The sequence below is a fragment of the Streptomyces nymphaeiformis genome (genome assembly GCF_014203895.1).
GTDB lineage: Bacteria > Actinomycetota > Actinomycetes > Streptomycetales > Streptomycetaceae > Streptomyces > Streptomyces nymphaeiformis.
In genome coordinates, this window is the sequence record NZ_JACHJY010000001.1 from 924,702 (window position 1) to 939,479 (window position 14,778).

The window sequence follows — 14,778 nt, forward strand, 5'->3', positions numbered from 1 at the left end:
GAGAGCCGGGCTCAAGCCCTCCGGTGGTACGGGAACACCATGCTGCGCCTCGTCAGCATCCGTCGCTTCCATGGCGATGACTTTAAGTGAAAACGACTTTAAGTCGCAAGCGATTAAGGTCAGGTTTCCGGTGGGGGCGAGCAAGTAGGGTCACTGGCAACAGTGAGCCGGAGGTAGGAACATGTCGGGCGATGCATGGATCAGCGACACCGCGCCATATCTGGCCCCGCGCAAGCCCGGTCAGAGCGACGCATGGAGCGACGAGGCCTCTCGCCGTGGGCGCCGTGGCGGCCAACGGCTTCTCCAGGCAGGCGAAGTGGATGCCCCGGACGCGGTCCGCGCCGCCCTGCGGTTGTCCGCATCTGAGCGCGTGATCGTCAGGCGTCGGCTGATCCTCCTCGACGACCAGCCCGTAGAGCTGGCCGACTCCTACTACCCCGTACCCATCGCCGCAGGCACGCCCCTGGCGGAACCGGGCAAGGTGCCCGGCGGCGCCGTCACCCTGCTCAAGGAGCTCGGATACACCGGCGCCGAAGTCGTTGAGGACGTGAGCGCCGCCCTCGCCACCACGGAGGAGCGCGAGCACCTGGGCCTGCCCGAGGGCAGCGCCGTCCTCCACCTGCTCCGCCTGACACAGACCGCCGACGGAACACCGATGGAGGCGTCCCTGATGACCATGCCGGCCGGCAGGCACCTCACGTACCGGCTCGGGAAGCAGGGCGTGTGATGGCGAAGGAGTTCAAGGACCCGAGATCGCCGCACCAGAAGATCGCGGCGGAGCTCCGGCGGCAGATCACCCGCGGAGACCTCCCTCCGGGAAGCAAGCTGGGCTCGACGGCCGAGCTGATGGAGCAGTACGGCGGCGTGGCCAACACGACCGTCCAGAAGGCCCTCCAGATGCTGAAGGCCGAGGGACTCCTCGAAGGACTCCCGGGCAAGGGCGTATACGTGCGGCAGCACGCCCAGCAGTCCGTCGAACCGATCGCCTACATGAGGCCGGCAGGGCCGGGCGAGCCCTACCCCTGGATGTCCGAAGCCGCGAAACGCCGGCAGGTCGGCAGGTCCCAGCTCCTCGATGTCGAGGTCGTCGTCCCGCCGAAGGAGGTGGCCGAGGCCCTGCAATTGGAGGATGGCGAGCGAGCTGCGCTTCGCAAGCAGGTTCTCTTCCTGGACGAGGAGCCGACCGAACTCACGAGGTCGTACTACCCGCTGAGCCTGGTCGAGGGCACGGCCATCCTGGAGAAGAAGCGGATTCGAGGCGGTACGCCCACGCTGCTCGACGCGATGGGTCTTCCCCCGCGCGAGTTCGTGGACGAGCTGTCGTCCGAGATCCCGACGGAGGAGGAAGTCGTGGCGCTGGAGCTCCCGAAGGACATGCCCGTACTGGTGGCCTTCCGGGTGGTCTATTCCGACGCCCGGCGTCCGATCGAGGTCACACTGATGACGAAGGCTGCGCACCGTTACCGGATGCGCTACAGGCTGCCTGTGACATAGGTACGTCTTCGCCGACCTCCCTGCGACCATGCCCAACCAGGTGACCGGTCACCAACTGCTCATCGGAGGCCGGGCCTGCTGCAGAGCACCCGAGGTCATCACCGGTAAGACGAGGAGCAAGCCGTTCGCCAAACGGCGGGCACAGGCCGAACACGCCCTCGCCCGCCTCAAGGACTTCGAGGCACTGAGGTGATACCGCCCGCGCCGTCCCCGTCCTCCACACCCTCAAGACCGGCTACCGGCAAGAGTTGACGTACCCCCGTTGTGGGCCCCCGCAGAGGCGAGGCCCGGCGGGCTACAGTTCGCCCAGTGTGACCTGGGCCTTGTGCGTCGACCCGCCCCGGACGTACTCCACCGTCACCTCGTCCCCCGGCTGCATCGCCGCCAGCGCCTCCGCCAGCGACGTGATCGTCGTGATCTCGGTCTCGCCGAGGCGGGTGATCACGTCGCCCGGCTTCAGGCCCGCCTTCCCCGCCGCCCCGTCCGCCGGCGCCTCGACGATCGCGACGCCCGCCGGCTCGTAGTTGTCGTCGAGGACCGTACGGCCGGTGATGTTGAGGGCCGCCCGCCCCGAGTCCGTCACCTTGCCGTTCTTGATGATCTGGTCCGCGACCGTCCGCACCATCGACGCGGGGATCGCGAAGCCGATGCCGGGCGCCGAGCCGCCGCCGAGTTCGGGGTCGGTCGCGGCGAGCGTCGGGATGCCGATGACCTCGCTGTCGAGGTTCACGAGGGCGCCCCCGCTGTTGCCGGGGTTGATCGCGGCCGACGTCTGGACCATGTTCGCGATGGTCGCGCCCGTGCCGCCGCCGGCCCGCCCCTCGCTGACCGTGCGGCCGGTCGCGGAGACGATGCCCTGGGTGACGCTGCCGGACAGGCCGAGGGGGGAGCCCATGGCGAGCACGATCTGCCCCATGTCGACCTCGGCGGAGTCGCCGAACCGCGCGGCCTTCAGCCCCTGCGGCACGGTGTCCAGCTTGAGCACGGCGAGGTCCTGCTCGGGGTACGAGGAGACGAGCCGTGCCGTCACGGACTGCCCGCCGGTCGCCGCCGTGACCTTGAAGCTCTTCTCCTGGCCGACCACGTGCGCGTTGGTGACGATGTGCCCCTTGTCGTCGTAGACGACCCCGGAGCCGAGGCTGTTCGACGCCTCGATCTGGACGACCGACGGCAGGACGTTCCTGATGACGGTCTGGTAGTCGTCCTGGAGCTCGTTGGAGACGTGCGGCACCGGCGTCTGGGTGGAGCGCTCCGGTGCGGCCGCGCCCCCGGCGGAGGAACAGCCGCCGACCAGTGCGACGGCGCAGGCCCCGGCGGCGAGGGGAAGGAGGACACGGCGGGCACGGACACGGGCACGGAAGACGTCCATGTCCGGAGTATCCGATTCCGCCCTGGCCCCGGCCCGGCGAGCGCACCCGATCAGGGGTGCGCGACCACGGCCCTAACCCCGGACCCCGCACAGGTGCAGCAACGCCGCGATCCGCCGGTACGGTTCCGTGCGCCCGGCCCGGTCCTCGGCGGCGAGCAGCCGCTCCAGTTCCTCGGCGGCGGGCAGGCCCGCGTCGGCGGGGACGTCGTCCGTGAAGACCCGGACGCCGTACCAGGCGTGCAGCGGCGCGGCGATCCCCGCGAGCGTCGACGTGAGCGCGTCCAGCCGGTCGGCCCGCACCTTCACGCCGTTGTCGTCCGTGTAGACGTCCGAGTCGAAGGCCGCGAGCGCCCCCGACCAGTCCCCGGCGAGACCCGGCCGCATCGACAGGGCCTCCGCGTTCCGTACCACCAGGGACAGCAGGCCGCCGGGGGCCAGCATCCGGGCCAGGCCGGCGAGCAGCGCGTCGGGCTCGTCCGCGTACATGAGCACGCCGTGGCAGAGGACCACGTCGAAACTGCCGGGCAGGAAGTGCACCCCGGTCTCGCGCCCGTCGCCCTCGATCATCCGGACCCGCTCGCGGATCCCGGCGGGCTCCGTCGCCAGCGACTCACGGGCCGCCTTCAGGAGGTCCGGATCGGCCTCCAGGCCGGTCACGGTGTGTCCGGCGCGGGCGAGGCGCAGGGCCTGGGTGCCCTGACCCATGCCCGCGTCGAGGATCCGCAGCCGCTGTCCCACCGGGTAGCGGCTGGTTATCTGCTCGTCGAGCTGACGGGCGACTATCTCCTGCCGGATGGTGTCGCGCAGCCCGCCGGGACCGGCGGGCCAGTGCGCGACGACGGGCAGCACGGGGCCGCCCGACTCCGACGTGGCCTCGCCGAACGCGCGCCCGTCGAACTCCGAGCTGTCGGCGCTCAGGGCCGCTCTCCGCGCTTGACCTGCGGCTTCGGCAGACGCAGTCGGCGCATCTGGAGCGTGCGCATCAGGCCGTAGGCGATGGCGCCGCGCTTCGGCTCGTTCGGGAAGCGCTCGTTCAGCTGCTTCCGCAGACGGATCCAGATGCCGATCGAGTCGATGACGATCAGGACGATCACACCGAGCCACAGCAGCAGGGAGATGTTCTGCAGCGCCCGGTTGGCGTTGCCGAACAGCGACAGCACGAGGATCACCACGGCCATCGGCAGGAAGAACTCGGCGATCGCGAACCGCGAGTCGACGAAGTCGCGCACGAAACGGCGGACCGGACCCTTGTCGCGGGCGGGCAGGTAACGCTCGTCGCCGCTGGCCAGCGCCTCGCGCTGCCGTGCCAGGTCCGAGCGGCGTGCCTCGCGCTGGCGCTTGGTGGCCTCCTTGCGGTCGGTCGGCACCGTCGCGGCACGCCGGCGCTGGGACTGCGCCTCGCTCCGCTTCGGAGTCGGGCGGCCCTTGGGGGCCTCGGGGTCGCGGGACTGCTTGCTGGAGAGGTCCGCCGTCACCTTGTCGGTGGGGGCCTTCTCGTCCTTCGCACGGCTACGGAACACAAAACCCAAGGGTACGGGGTGGCGGGCATGAACCCCATGCGGGCCGGGAACGATCCGCTAACGGACTGCGTCTTGGGGCGTACGTACGCGAGGACGGAGAGGGTCTCCCCGAGATCCACCTACTCCCTGCGCGGGAGGGAACACCCCGCGCAGTCGTCCTTGGGGAGGAGCGCATCCCGCTCCGAACAGTGCGGTAATGGAAGCAGGGCCCGTACTGTGGATCCTGTTGGAGAGCTGGAGCCGAAGTCCGTCAGAAGGGGGCGCGCGAAGCCCATGAGCGGTGTCATGAAGCGTATGGGGATGATCTTCCGCGCGAAGGCGAACAAGGCCCTTGACCGGGCCGAGGATCCGCGCGAGACGCTCGATTACTCCTACCAGAAGCAGCTGGAGCTGCTGCAGAAGGTGCGGCGGGGCGTCGCCGACGTCGCCACCTCCCGCAAGCGGCTCGAACTGCAGCTGAACCAGCTGCAGGGCCAGTCCGCCAAGCTGGAGGACCAGGGCCGCAAGGCGCTCGCGCTCGGCCGCGAGGACCTGGCGCGCGAGGCGCTGTCCCGGCGGGCCGCGCTCCAGCAGCAGGTCAGCGACCTGGAGGTGCAGCACCAGACGCTGCAGGGCGAGGAGGAGAAGCTCACCCTCGCCGCCCAGCGCCTGCAGGCCAAGGTGGACGCCTTCCGCACCAAGAAGGAGACCATCAAGGCGACCTACACGGCGGCCCAGGCGCAGACCCGGATCGCCGAGTCCTTCTCCGGCATCTCGGAGGAGATGAGCGACGTCGGCCTCGCGATCCAGCGGGCCGAGGACAAGACCGCCCAGCTCCAGGCGCGCGCCGGCGCGATCGACGAGCTGCTCGCCTCGGGCGCGCTCGACGACCAGTCGGGCCTGGGCAAGGACGACATCCAGGCCGAGCTGGACCGCCTCTCCGGCGGTACGGACGTCGAGCTGGAGCTCCAGCGCATGAAGGCCGAGCTGGCCGGTGGCCCCTCGGCGCAGCAGCAGGCCATCGAGGGCGGTGGCGCGGCGGCGCCGCAGGACCGCGACCAGCAGTCCCACCCGCGCTTCGAGAAGTAGCTTCCGCTTCGGCGACAGACAGGACGCGTCATGATCGTACGGATCATGGGGGAGGGCCAGCAGAAGCTGGCCGACAGCCACTTCGCCGAGCTGAACGCGCTCGACGACGAGCTGCTCGCGGAGATGGAGTCGGGGGACGAGGAAGGGTTCCGGCGCACGCTCGGCGCCCTCCTCGACGCCGTCCGCCGGCTCGGCGAGCCGCTCCCGGACGACGCCCTGGAGCCCTCGGAACTGATCCTCCCGTCTCCGGACGCGACCCTGGACGAGGTCCGCGAGATGCTCTCCGACGACGGGCTGATCCCCGGCTGACGAGGCCGAGGGCCGCCGCCCGGTGCGGCGGCCCGCGCGGGTGCGGGCCGTACCGTTGTCCCCGTGAACCCACCCGGCCCCGCCACCGGCACCCCCTACGTCCGCGCGCGCGACTGGTTCCGCGCGCATCCGCTCGCCTTCGACGCCGTGATCGCGGTCGGCGCGCTCGTCGCGATGGTCGCCGGGTCGTTCACCGACCCGCACGGCAGTCCGGACGGGCCGACCTTCGGGGACAAGGCGCCCAGCGCCTGGGGCGTGGTCGTCATGATCGCGGGGGCCGCCGCGCTGGTGTGCCGTCGGCGCAAGCCCTTCGCGGTGCTCGCGTTCACCGTCACGATCACCCTGTTCGAGCTCATCGACGACAACCGGCCCGCCCCGATCGCGATGAGCGCCGTCATCGCGCTCTACACGGTCGCCGCCCGCACCGACCGCCCCACCACCTGGCGGGTCGGCCTCGCCACGATGGCGGTGCTCACGGCCGCCGCCATGGCCTTCGGCCCGACCCCCTGGTACGCGCAGGAGAACCTCGGCGTCTTCGCCTGGACCGGGATGGCGGCGGCCGCCGGGGACGCGGTCCGCAGCCGCCGGGCCTTCATCGACGCGATGACGGAGCGCGCCGAGCGGGCCGAGCGCACCCGCGAGGAGGAGGCGGGCCGCCGGGTCGCCGAGGAGCGGCTGCGGATCGCCCGCGACCTCCACGACGTCGTCGCCCACCACATCGCCCTGGTGAACGTGCAGGCCGGCGTCGCCGCCCACGTCATGGACAAGCGCCCCGACCAGGCCAAGGAGGCCCTCGCGCACGTCCGCGAGGCCAGCCGCTCCGCACTGGACGAGCTGCGCGCCACCGTCGGCCTGCTGCGCCAGTCCGGCGACCCGGAGGCCCCCACCGAGCCCGCGCCGGGCCTCGCGGTCCTCGACGGGCTGCTCGACAGCTTCCGCAAGGCCGGTCTCCCCGTCGCCCTGGCCCGCGCCGACGAGGGCCTGACGCTGCCCGCGACCGTCGACCTGGCCGCGTACCGGATCGTGCAGGAGGCCCTGACCAACGTCCGCAAGCACGCGGGCCCGGACGCGAAGGCCGAGGTGAGCGTCGTCAAGGTGGGCCGCACGGTCGAGATCACCGTCCTCGACAACGGCACGCCCCCCACCGTCCCGCGCCCGGCCGCCGAGCAGCCCCCGGTCGGCGGCCACGGACTGCTCGGCATGCGGGAGCGGGTCGGCGCGCTCGGCGGCACCCTCACCGCCGCCCCCCGCTACGGCGGCGGCTTCCGCGTCCAGGCCATACTGCCGGTGACGTCCCGCACGGGGGAGGACCGCGCATGACCATCCGCGTACTGCTCGCCGACGACCAGGCCCTGCTGCGCAGCGCCTTCAAGGTCCTGGTGGACTCCGAGCCCGACATGGAGGTGGTCGGGGAGGCGCCCGACGGCGACGGCGCGGTCGCGCTGGCCCGGTCCACCCGGCCCGACGTCGTCCTGATGGACATCCGCATGCCGGGCACGGACGGCCTCGCCGCCACCCGGATGATCACGGCGGACCCCGAGCTCGCCGACGTGCGGATCGTCATGCTGACCACCTTCGAGGTCGACGAGTACGTCGTGCAGTCGCTGCGCGCCGGCGCCTCCGGCTTCCTCGGCAAGGGGGCCGAGCCCGAGGAGCTCCTCGGCGCGATCCGCATCGCCCACGCCGGGGAGGCGCTGCTCTCGCCGGCCGCCACCAAGGGCCTGATCGCCTCCTTCCTCGCCCAGGGCCCCGGCGCCGACCCCGCGGACGCGGCGGGCGACGCCCGCACCGCGCGGCTCGCCGCGCTCACCGCCAGGGAGCGCGAGGTCCTCGTCCTCGTCGCGGGCGGCCTGTCGAACGACGAGATCGCCGAGCGGCTCGACGTCAGCCCGCTCACCGTGAAGACGCATGTCAACCGGACGATGGCCAAGCTGGGCGCCCGCGACCGGGCCCAGCTGGTGGTCACGGCCTACGAGTCCGGTCTCGTACGCCCGCGGGTGGAGTGAGCTCGTACTCCAGACGGAGTATGCGCGGGATAAGGAATTGGACCCGGGGGCCGAGGACTTTCGGCGGTTGATGGCAGATCGTAGGGACGGGGGGCACCTCCGGGCGGATCCAGCGGGTCCGGGCCGGGGTCTTGGCTGCTCCCGCCTGCCGACGAGTACGCCACAGAAGAGAGACCCCATGTCCTGGCTGTCGAGATTCAGCCTCGCGCAAAGGGCCCTGATCGGGCTGATGTCCATCGTCGCGATCGTGTTCGGGGCGATCGCGATCCCGCAGCTGAAGCAGCAGTTGTTCCCCTCGATCGAGCTGCCGATGGTCTCGATCCTCGCCCCGTACCAGGGCGCCTCTCCGGACGTGGTCGAGAAGCAGGTCGTCCAGCCCCTGGAGAACAACCTCAAGGCCGTCGACGGCATCAAGGGCATCACGTCCACCGCCTCCGAGGGCAGCGCCGTCATCATGGCCAGCTTCGACTACGGGGACGAGGGCACCAAGCAGCTCGTCGCCGACGTCCAGCAGGCCGTGAACCGGGCCCGCGCCCAGCTGCCGGACTCGGTCGACCCGCAGGTGGTGGCCGGCTCCACCGACGACATCCCGACGGTCGTGCTCGCGGTCAGCTCCGACAAGGACCAGCAGGCCCTCGCGGACCAGCTCGACCGGACCGTCGTCCCGGCCCTGGAGGACATCGACGGCGTCTCCCACGTCAACGTCGACGGCGTCCGTGACCTCCAGGTCTCCGTCACCCCGGACGAGCGCAAGCTCGCCGCGGCCGGCCTGAGCCCGATGAAGCTCGCCGAGGCCATCCGCAACGGCGGCGGCACCATGCCCGCCGGCGCCTTCTCCGAGGCCGGCAAGAGCCGCACCGTCCAGGTCGGCGGCGGCTACACCTCGCTCCAGCAGATCCAGGACCTGCGGATCAAGCCCGAGAAGGGCAAGGCGGTCCGCCTCGGCGACGTCGCCACCGTGAAGCAGACGGAGGCCACCCCGGTCTCCCTGACCCGTACCAACGGCAAGCCCAGCCTCGCCGTGATGGCCACCATGGACAAGGACGGCAGCGCCGTCGCCATCTCCGACGCGGTCAAGGACAAGCTGCCCGAGCTGCGCAAGGCCCTCGGCGCCGGCGCCGAGCTGACCGTGGTCTCCGACCAGGGCCCGGCCGTCGCCAAGTCGATCTCCGGCCTCACCACCGAGGGCGCGCTCGGCCTCGTCATGGCCGTCCTCGTCATCCTGGTCTTCCTGGCCTCGCTCCGCTCCACGCTGGTCACCGCGGTCTCCATCCCGCTCTCGGTCGTCCTCGCCCTGATCGTGCTGTGGACCCGTGACCTCTCCCTGAACGTGCTGACGCTCGGCGCGCTCACCATCGCCATCGGCCGCGTCGTCGACGACTCGATCGTGGTCCTGGAGAACATCAAGCGGCACCTCGGATACGGCGAGGAGCGCCAGGCCGCGATCATCACCGCGGTCAAGGAGGTCGCCGGCGCGGTCACCTCCTCGACCCTCACCACCGTCGCCGTCTTCCTGCCGATCGGCCTGGTCGGCGGCATGATCGGCGAGCTGTTCGGCTCCTTCAGCCTCACCGTCACCGCGGCGCTGCTCGCCTCGCTGCTCGTCTCCCTGACGGTCGTCCCGGTCCTGTCGTACTGGTTCCTGCGCGCCCCCAAGGGCACCTCCGCGGACCCGGAGGAGGCCCGCCGACTGGCCGAGGAGAAGGAGACGAAGAGCCGTCTCCAGCGGGCGTACGTCCCGGTGCTGCGGTTCGCCACCCGGCGCCGCTTCACCAGCGTCGTCATCGCCCTCGTGGTCCTCTTCGGCACCTTCGGCATGGCGCCGCTCATGAAGACCAACTTCTTCGACCAGGGCGAGCAGAAGGTCCTGACGGTCAAGCAGAAGCTGGCCCCGGGCACCAGCCTCGCCGCCTCCGACGAGGCCGCGAAGAAGGTCGAGAAGGTCCTCGCCGACACCGAGGGCGTCAAGGACTACCAGGTCACCGTCGGCTCCTCCGGCTTCATGGCGGCCTTCGGCGGCGGCACCGGCTCCAACCAGGCGTCGTACCAGGTCACCCTGGAGGACTCCGCCTCGTACGAGAAGACCCGGGACGTCCTGCACGCGGCGCTCGGCAAGCTCGACGGCATCGGCGACACGAGCGTCGCGGCCGGTGACGGCTTCGGCAACCAGGACCTCAGCGTGGTCGTCAAGGCCGCCGACCCGGCGATCCTGAAGAAGGCGGCCGAGCAGGTCACGCAGGCCGTCTCCCAGCTGAAGAACGTCTCCGACGTGCGGAGCGACCTGTCCCAGTCGGTGCCGCGGATCTCGGTCCGGGCCAACGAGAAGGCGGCCGACGCCGGCTTCGACGACACCAGCCTCGGCATGGTCGTCGCCCAGGCGGTGCACGGCACCCCGGCCGCCAAGGCCGTCCTCGACGACACCGAGCGGGACGTCCTGATCACCTCGGCCCACCCGGCCACCACGCTGGCCGCGCTGAAGGCGCTGCCGCTCGGCCCGGTGAAGCTCGGCGACATCGCGCACGTCGAGCTGGTGCCCGGCCCGGTCTCCATGACCCGGATCGACGGCGCCCGCGCGGCCACGATCACGGCCAAGCCGACCACGGACAACACCGGTGCGGTGAGCGCCGAGCTCCAGACGAAGATCAACGCGCTCGACCTGCCCGAGGGCGCCACCGCCTCCATCGGCGGCGTCTCCCAGGACCAGTCCGAGGCCACCGGCAAGATGGCCCTCGCGATGCTCGCCGCCGTGGCGATCGTCTTCATGCTGCTCGTCGCGACCTTCCGGTCGCTGATCCAGCCGCTGATCCTCCTGGTCTCGATCCCGTTCGCCGCGACCGGCGCGATCGGCCTCCTCGTGGCCACCGGCACGGCGATGGGCGTCCCGGCGATGATCGGCATGCTGATGCTCATCGGCATCGTCGTCACCAACGCGATCGTCCTGATCGACCTGATCAACCAGTACCGGGCGCAGGGCCTGGGCGTCGTCGAAGCGGTGATCGAGGGCGGCCGGCACCGGCTCCGCCCGATCCTGATGACCGCCCTGGCGACGATCTTCGCCCTGCTGCCGATGGCCCTCGGCGTCACCGGCGAGGGCGGCTTCATCGCCCAGCCGCTGGCCGTGGTGGTGATCGGCGGCCTGATCACCTCGACGCTGCTCACCCTCCTCCTCGTCCCGACGCTCTACGCGATGGTGGAGCTCCGCAAGGAGCGCCGCGCGAAGAAGAAGGCGGCGAAGCGGGAGAAGAAGGCGGGCGGCGAGGCCCCGGTCCCGCCGCAGGCCAAGGAGCCGGCCGCGGTCTGATCCGTACGGCATGACGAAGGGGCGCCCCGCAGCGTGCGGGGCGCCCCTTCCGTGTCTCCGTACGAGGACTGGATGTCCGTACGAGGAATCGTTACGGCAGAGCCAGCATCCGCTCCAGGGCGAGCTTGGCGAAGCTCTCCGTCTCCTTGTCGACCTGGATCTGGTTGACGAGGTTGCCCTCGGCCAGGGACTCCAGCGTCCACACCAGGTGGGGGAGGTCGATGCGGTTCATGGTCGAGCAGAAGCAGACCGTCTTGTCGAGGAAGACGATCTCCTTGCCCTGGTCGGCGAACCGGTTCGCCAGCCGCTGGACGAGGTTCAGCTCCGTGCCGATCGCCCACTTGGAACCGGCCGGGGCCGCCTCCAGGGTGTTGATGATGTACTCGGTCGAGCCCACGTAGTCGGCGGCGGCGACGACCTCGTGCTTGCACTCGGGGTGGACGAGCACGTTCACGCCCGGGATGCGCTCGCGCACGTCGTTCACCGAGTCCAGCGAGAAGCGCCCGTGCACCGAGCAGTGGCCCCGCCACAGGATCATCTTGGCGGCGCGCAGCTCCTCGACGGTGAGCCCGCCGTTCGGCTTGTGCGGGTTGTACAGCACGCAGTCGTCCAGGGACATGCCCATGTCGCGGACGGCGGTGTTGCGGCCCAGGTGCTGGTCCGGCAGGAACAGCACCTTCTCGCCCTGCTCGAAGGCCCAGTTCAGGGCCCGCTCGGCGTTGGACGAGGTGCAGATCGTGCCCCCGTGCTTGCCGGTGAAGGCCTTGATGTCGGCCGAGGAGTTCATGTACGAGACGGGCACGACCTGCTCGGCGATGCCGGCCTCGGTCAGCACGTCCCAGCACTCGGCGACCTGCTCGGCGGTGGCCATGTCGGCCATCGAGCAGCCGGCCGCGAGGTCGGGCAGGACGACCTTCTGCTCGTCGCCGGTGAGGATGTCGGCGGACTCCGCCATGAAGTGCACACCGCAGAAGACGATGTACTCGGCCTCGGGCTTGGCGGCGGCGTCGCGCGCGAGCTTGAAGGAGTCACCGGTCACGTCGGCGAACTGGATGACCTCGTCGCGCTGGTAGTGGTGGCCGAGGACGAAGACCTTGTCCCCGAGCTTCTCCTTCGCGGCGCGGGCGCGCTCCACGAGGTCAGGGTCGGAGGGCGACGGGAGATCGCCAGGACACTCCACGCCGCGCTCGCTCTTCGGGTCGGCCTCGCGGCCGAGCAGGAGCAGGGCGAGCGGCGTCGGCTGGACATCCAGGGGCTGGGCGGTGGTCACGTCACGCACCCTTTCTTCGGGGAAACCTTTTCGTCGAAATGACGCTATCTATCATAACCGGTTCACGTCAGATTGACGATGTCCATAGTGTCGATGTGACGAATTCGCCGTCCGCGCTCCTGGACAGGGTGTGCGAGCATGAAAGAGGGAAAGACCCCTACTCGGCCCGGAATGATTCCGGGGCGCCGTCGGTTGCAACCGTCGGCAAGCAGTCTCCGTACACACCGGGAGAGAAGCAGATGTCCGTATCGGACGAGAAGACCACTGTCAGCGACGGCATCCTCCTGTCCGACGCCGCCGCGGCCAAGGTCAAGGCCCTCCTCGACCAGGAAGGCCGTGAGGACCTGGCCCTGCGCGTCGCCGTTCAGCCCGGCGGCTGCTCCGGCCTGCGTTACCAGCTGTTCTTCGACGAGCGCTCGCTCGACGGCGACGTCGTGAAGGACTTCGACGGCGTCAAGGTCGTCACCGACCGCATGAGCGCCCCGTACCTGGGTGGCGCGTCGATCGACTTCGTCGACACGATCGAGAAGCAGGGCTTCACGATCGACAACCCGAACGCCACGGGCTCCTGCGCCTGCGGCGACTCGTTCAGCTAAGCCTGTACGTGGCTGAGGGCGGCGGCCCCGGGGATTCCCGGAGCCGCTGCCCTCACGCGTACCCGGGCGCGCTCAGCGCCGCGGCACGGCCTGCCCGCTGGCCGCGTCCACCACGGGCCGGTCGCCGAGCGGGCTCTGCAGCGTCACGGTGAGCGTGATCTCCTTGGCGATCATGATGCAGGCCCGCCCGGGGTCGGACTTCTCGTCGATCCGCACGGTCACCTTCTCCGGGGTCTCCACGGCCTTCGCGGTGTACGTGCTGCACACCCCGCCCCAGAAGGTGACCGTCAGCTTCCGGCCGTCCTCCGCCGTCCGGTACGACTCGATCCGGCTGGCCGGCGCCGTGCCCTCGTCCGGCGGCGACAGGTGCTCACGGGCCACCGCCGGCTCCACCACCGTGTACGGCGCCGCGTCCACCGGGTCCGCCGTGAACAGCCACGCCGGCACGAGCAGCCGCTCGCCCGCCACGTCCCGCGCGGCCAGCCCGAAGACGGCACCCGTCACCGGGACCTCGACCGGCGGCGCGACGTCCCCGGAGGTCCGGCAGGGCACGGCAGGGGCGGGGTTCCCGCTCTCCTTGCCGTTCCCGTCGACCTCGGCTCCGGCCGGCGGGTCGGTCGCGCAGCCGCCGATGCCGACCGGGCCGGCGCCCTTCGACGCCTCGTTCAGCTCCGCGAGCGCCTTCTCCGCCCCGAGCACCGGATACGTGTCGCCCTTCACCGGCTCCTTGAGCGTCCCGCTCCCGGCGACCGGCCGGCCGTCCGGGCCGATGTGCAGCCCCGTCGACCAGCCGTAGGTCGGCAGCCCGTCCACCACCGGATCGGCGTTGACGACCCGCACCGAGCCGTTCATCACCTGGGTCGCGTTCACCTTCGCGTCGTCCTGGCCGATGGCCTTCAGGACGGGGGCCGCCGCCGCCTTCGCCGCGGCCTCGCTCACCGGCGTACGGCCCGCGGTCGGGGGCTTCGCCCGACCCGGGGGCGGGCACGCCGGGCCCTTGAGACAGGCGTCGCCGGCCGGACCGCCGTCGTACCAGGAGTACGTCCAGCTGCCGGGAGCCGCCTTCGCCACGTCCAGGCGCGGACCCTGGCCGTCCTTCTCGGGCCGGATCGTCCAGACGTCCCCGACCAGGACCGGCCGGCCCTCGATCCCGAGCGCCTCGGCCAGCCTGGTCACCTCGGCCGAGGTGACCAGGCCCTCGGGCCGGTGGACCGCGGCCGAGGAGGGCCCATGGGGGAGGGGGCCCTCGGCTTTGTAGACCGTTCCGTGCGAACCGCCGCTCGGGTCGGGCTCGCCGGGCGCGATCCCGTGAACGTCGCCCGTACCGCCGCCGGCCTCCGGGCGCGTCGGCGCCGGCGTCCCGGCCGCGTCGGCGGCCTTGGCCGCCGACGCGGCCGGCGTGGCCTCACCCGGCGCCGTCGCGGCGACGGCCAGATAGACGCCACCGCCCCCGGCGAGCAGCACACCCGCCGCCACCGAGGCGGCCAGGACGTTCCGTCGCCTCCGCACGTTCTCCGTACCGCTCACCGCAACGCTCCCTCGTCTCGACCGGACGCCGATGGGACGGAGCGGACGCGCGGACGGTTCCGTCCGTCAGCCTCCGTACTCGGTGGTGGCGTCGATCAGCCGCGCCGAGGCGGCCGGGACGACGACCCCGTGGATCGACGCGGGGGAGACCCGTACGGGCTCGGGGGAGACCGGAGTGACCCAGTGGGGGGCCATCCGAGCGCCGTCCCCGCGCAGCTGGGCGAGGCTCAACTCGGACTCGTGTCGCTCTGTGGGAGCGGGGTACATGGTCATGGGCGCACCGTATGCACCGCACCACCCCGGGGAAAAGACCTACTC

The 14,778-nt window shown here is 71.2% G+C and carries 15 protein-coding genes; 9 read left to right on the top strand and 6 right to left on the bottom strand.

Annotation, left to right across the window (positions count from 1 at the left end):
- Positions 1-181 precede the first annotated feature (181 nt).
- Genes GGE06_RS04120 through GGE06_RS04130 form a run of 3 tightly spaced genes read left to right on the top strand, consistent with a single transcriptional unit; the run spans position 182 to position 1,687 of the window.
- On the top strand, positions 182-727 hold the full coding sequence (locus GGE06_RS04120; protein ID WP_184930035.1) for a GntR family transcriptional regulator: 546 nt from the start codon (positions 182-184) through the stop codon (positions 725-727).
- Positions 727-1,494, top strand: a complete 768-nt coding sequence (locus tag GGE06_RS04125; RefSeq protein WP_184930036.1) for a GntR family transcriptional regulator — start codon at positions 727-729, stop codon at positions 1,492-1,494. Before GGE06_RS04120 ends, GGE06_RS04125 begins: the two co-directional genes overlap by 1 nt.
- 28 nt (positions 1,495-1,522) lie before the next feature.
- The gene (locus tag GGE06_RS04130) at positions 1,523-1,687 is read left to right on the top strand and encodes a hypothetical protein (protein ID WP_184930037.1); all 165 of its coding nucleotides are present in this window, start codon (positions 1,523-1,525) and stop codon (positions 1,685-1,687) included.
- Positions 1,688-1,789: 102 nt separating this feature from the next.
- Here GGE06_RS04130 and GGE06_RS04135 read toward each other — a convergent pair whose 3' ends face one another.
- From GGE06_RS04135 to GGE06_RS04145, 3 genes are all read right to left on the bottom strand, one after another.
- Positions 1,790-2,863, bottom strand: coding sequence for a S1C family serine protease (locus tag GGE06_RS04135; protein ID WP_116161396.1), 1,074 nt, complete (start codon positions 2,861-2,863; stop codon positions 1,790-1,792).
- 72 nt (positions 2,864-2,935) lie between these two features.
- The gene (locus tag GGE06_RS04140) at positions 2,936-3,712 is read right to left on the bottom strand and encodes a class I SAM-dependent methyltransferase (RefSeq protein WP_229842661.1); all 777 of its coding nucleotides are present in this window, start codon (positions 3,710-3,712) and stop codon (positions 2,936-2,938) included.
- 65 nt (positions 3,713-3,777) lie between these two features.
- Positions 3,778-4,383 carry a DUF3043 domain-containing protein gene (locus GGE06_RS04145; RefSeq protein ID WP_116161397.1) on the bottom strand — a complete coding sequence of 202 codons (606 nt, stop codon included), beginning with the start codon at positions 4,381-4,383 and terminating at the stop codon, positions 3,778-3,780.
- Positions 4,384-4,656: 273 nt separating this feature from the next.
- Here GGE06_RS04145 and GGE06_RS04150 point away from each other — a divergent pair, with 273 nt between their 5' ends.
- From GGE06_RS04150 to GGE06_RS04170, 5 genes are all read left to right on the top strand, one after another.
- The gene (locus GGE06_RS04150) at positions 4,657-5,451 is read left to right on the top strand and encodes a PspA/IM30 family protein (protein ID WP_116161398.1); all 795 of its coding nucleotides are present in this window, start codon (positions 4,657-4,659) and stop codon (positions 5,449-5,451) included.
- Positions 5,452-5,481: 30 nt separating this feature from the next.
- Positions 5,482-5,760, top strand: a complete 279-nt coding sequence (gene pspAA, locus GGE06_RS04155; protein WP_116161399.1) for a PspA-associated protein PspAA — start codon at positions 5,482-5,484, stop codon at positions 5,758-5,760.
- Positions 5,761-5,823: 63 nt separating this feature from the next.
- Entirely contained in the window at positions 5,824-7,080 is a 1,257-nt protein-coding gene (locus GGE06_RS04160; RefSeq protein WP_181924655.1) for a sensor histidine kinase, read from the top strand.
- A complete protein-coding gene (locus GGE06_RS04165) occupies positions 7,077-7,766 on the top strand; it encodes a response regulator (RefSeq protein ID WP_116161400.1) in 690 nt (229 codons plus the stop codon). The genes GGE06_RS04160 and GGE06_RS04165 overlap by 4 nt, the downstream gene beginning before the upstream one ends.
- 178 nt (positions 7,767-7,944) lie before the next feature.
- Positions 7,945-11,067, top strand: coding sequence for an efflux RND transporter permease subunit (locus GGE06_RS04170; RefSeq protein WP_184930038.1), 3,123 nt, complete (start codon positions 7,945-7,947; stop codon positions 11,065-11,067).
- Between the two features lie 91 nt (positions 11,068-11,158).
- Here the strand turns inward: GGE06_RS04170 and nadA are convergent, their stop codons facing one another.
- On the bottom strand, positions 11,159-12,337 hold the full coding sequence (gene nadA / locus GGE06_RS04175; RefSeq protein ID WP_184930039.1) for a quinolinate synthase NadA: 1,179 nt from the start codon (positions 12,335-12,337) through the stop codon (positions 11,159-11,161).
- A gap of 239 nt (positions 12,338-12,576) precedes the next feature.
- Between nadA and GGE06_RS04180 the strand changes: the two genes are divergently transcribed.
- The gene (locus tag GGE06_RS04180; RefSeq protein ID WP_015033024.1) at positions 12,577-12,933 is read left to right on the top strand and encodes a HesB/IscA family protein; all 357 of its coding nucleotides are present in this window, start codon (positions 12,577-12,579) and stop codon (positions 12,931-12,933) included.
- A 72-nt stretch (positions 12,934-13,005) separates the two neighbouring features.
- On the opposite strand, the gene GGE06_RS04185 is transcribed toward GGE06_RS04180, so the two are convergent.
- Together GGE06_RS04185 and GGE06_RS04190 are read right to left on the bottom strand one after the other, a co-directional pair.
- Positions 13,006-14,460, bottom strand: coding sequence for a hypothetical protein (locus tag GGE06_RS04185; RefSeq protein WP_184930040.1), 1,455 nt, complete (start codon positions 14,458-14,460; stop codon positions 13,006-13,008).
- A 66-nt stretch (positions 14,461-14,526) separates the two neighbouring features.
- The gene (locus tag GGE06_RS04190) at positions 14,527-14,733 is read right to left on the bottom strand and encodes a hypothetical protein (RefSeq protein WP_116161404.1); all 207 of its coding nucleotides are present in this window, start codon (positions 14,731-14,733) and stop codon (positions 14,527-14,529) included.
- Positions 14,734-14,778 lie beyond the last annotated feature (45 nt).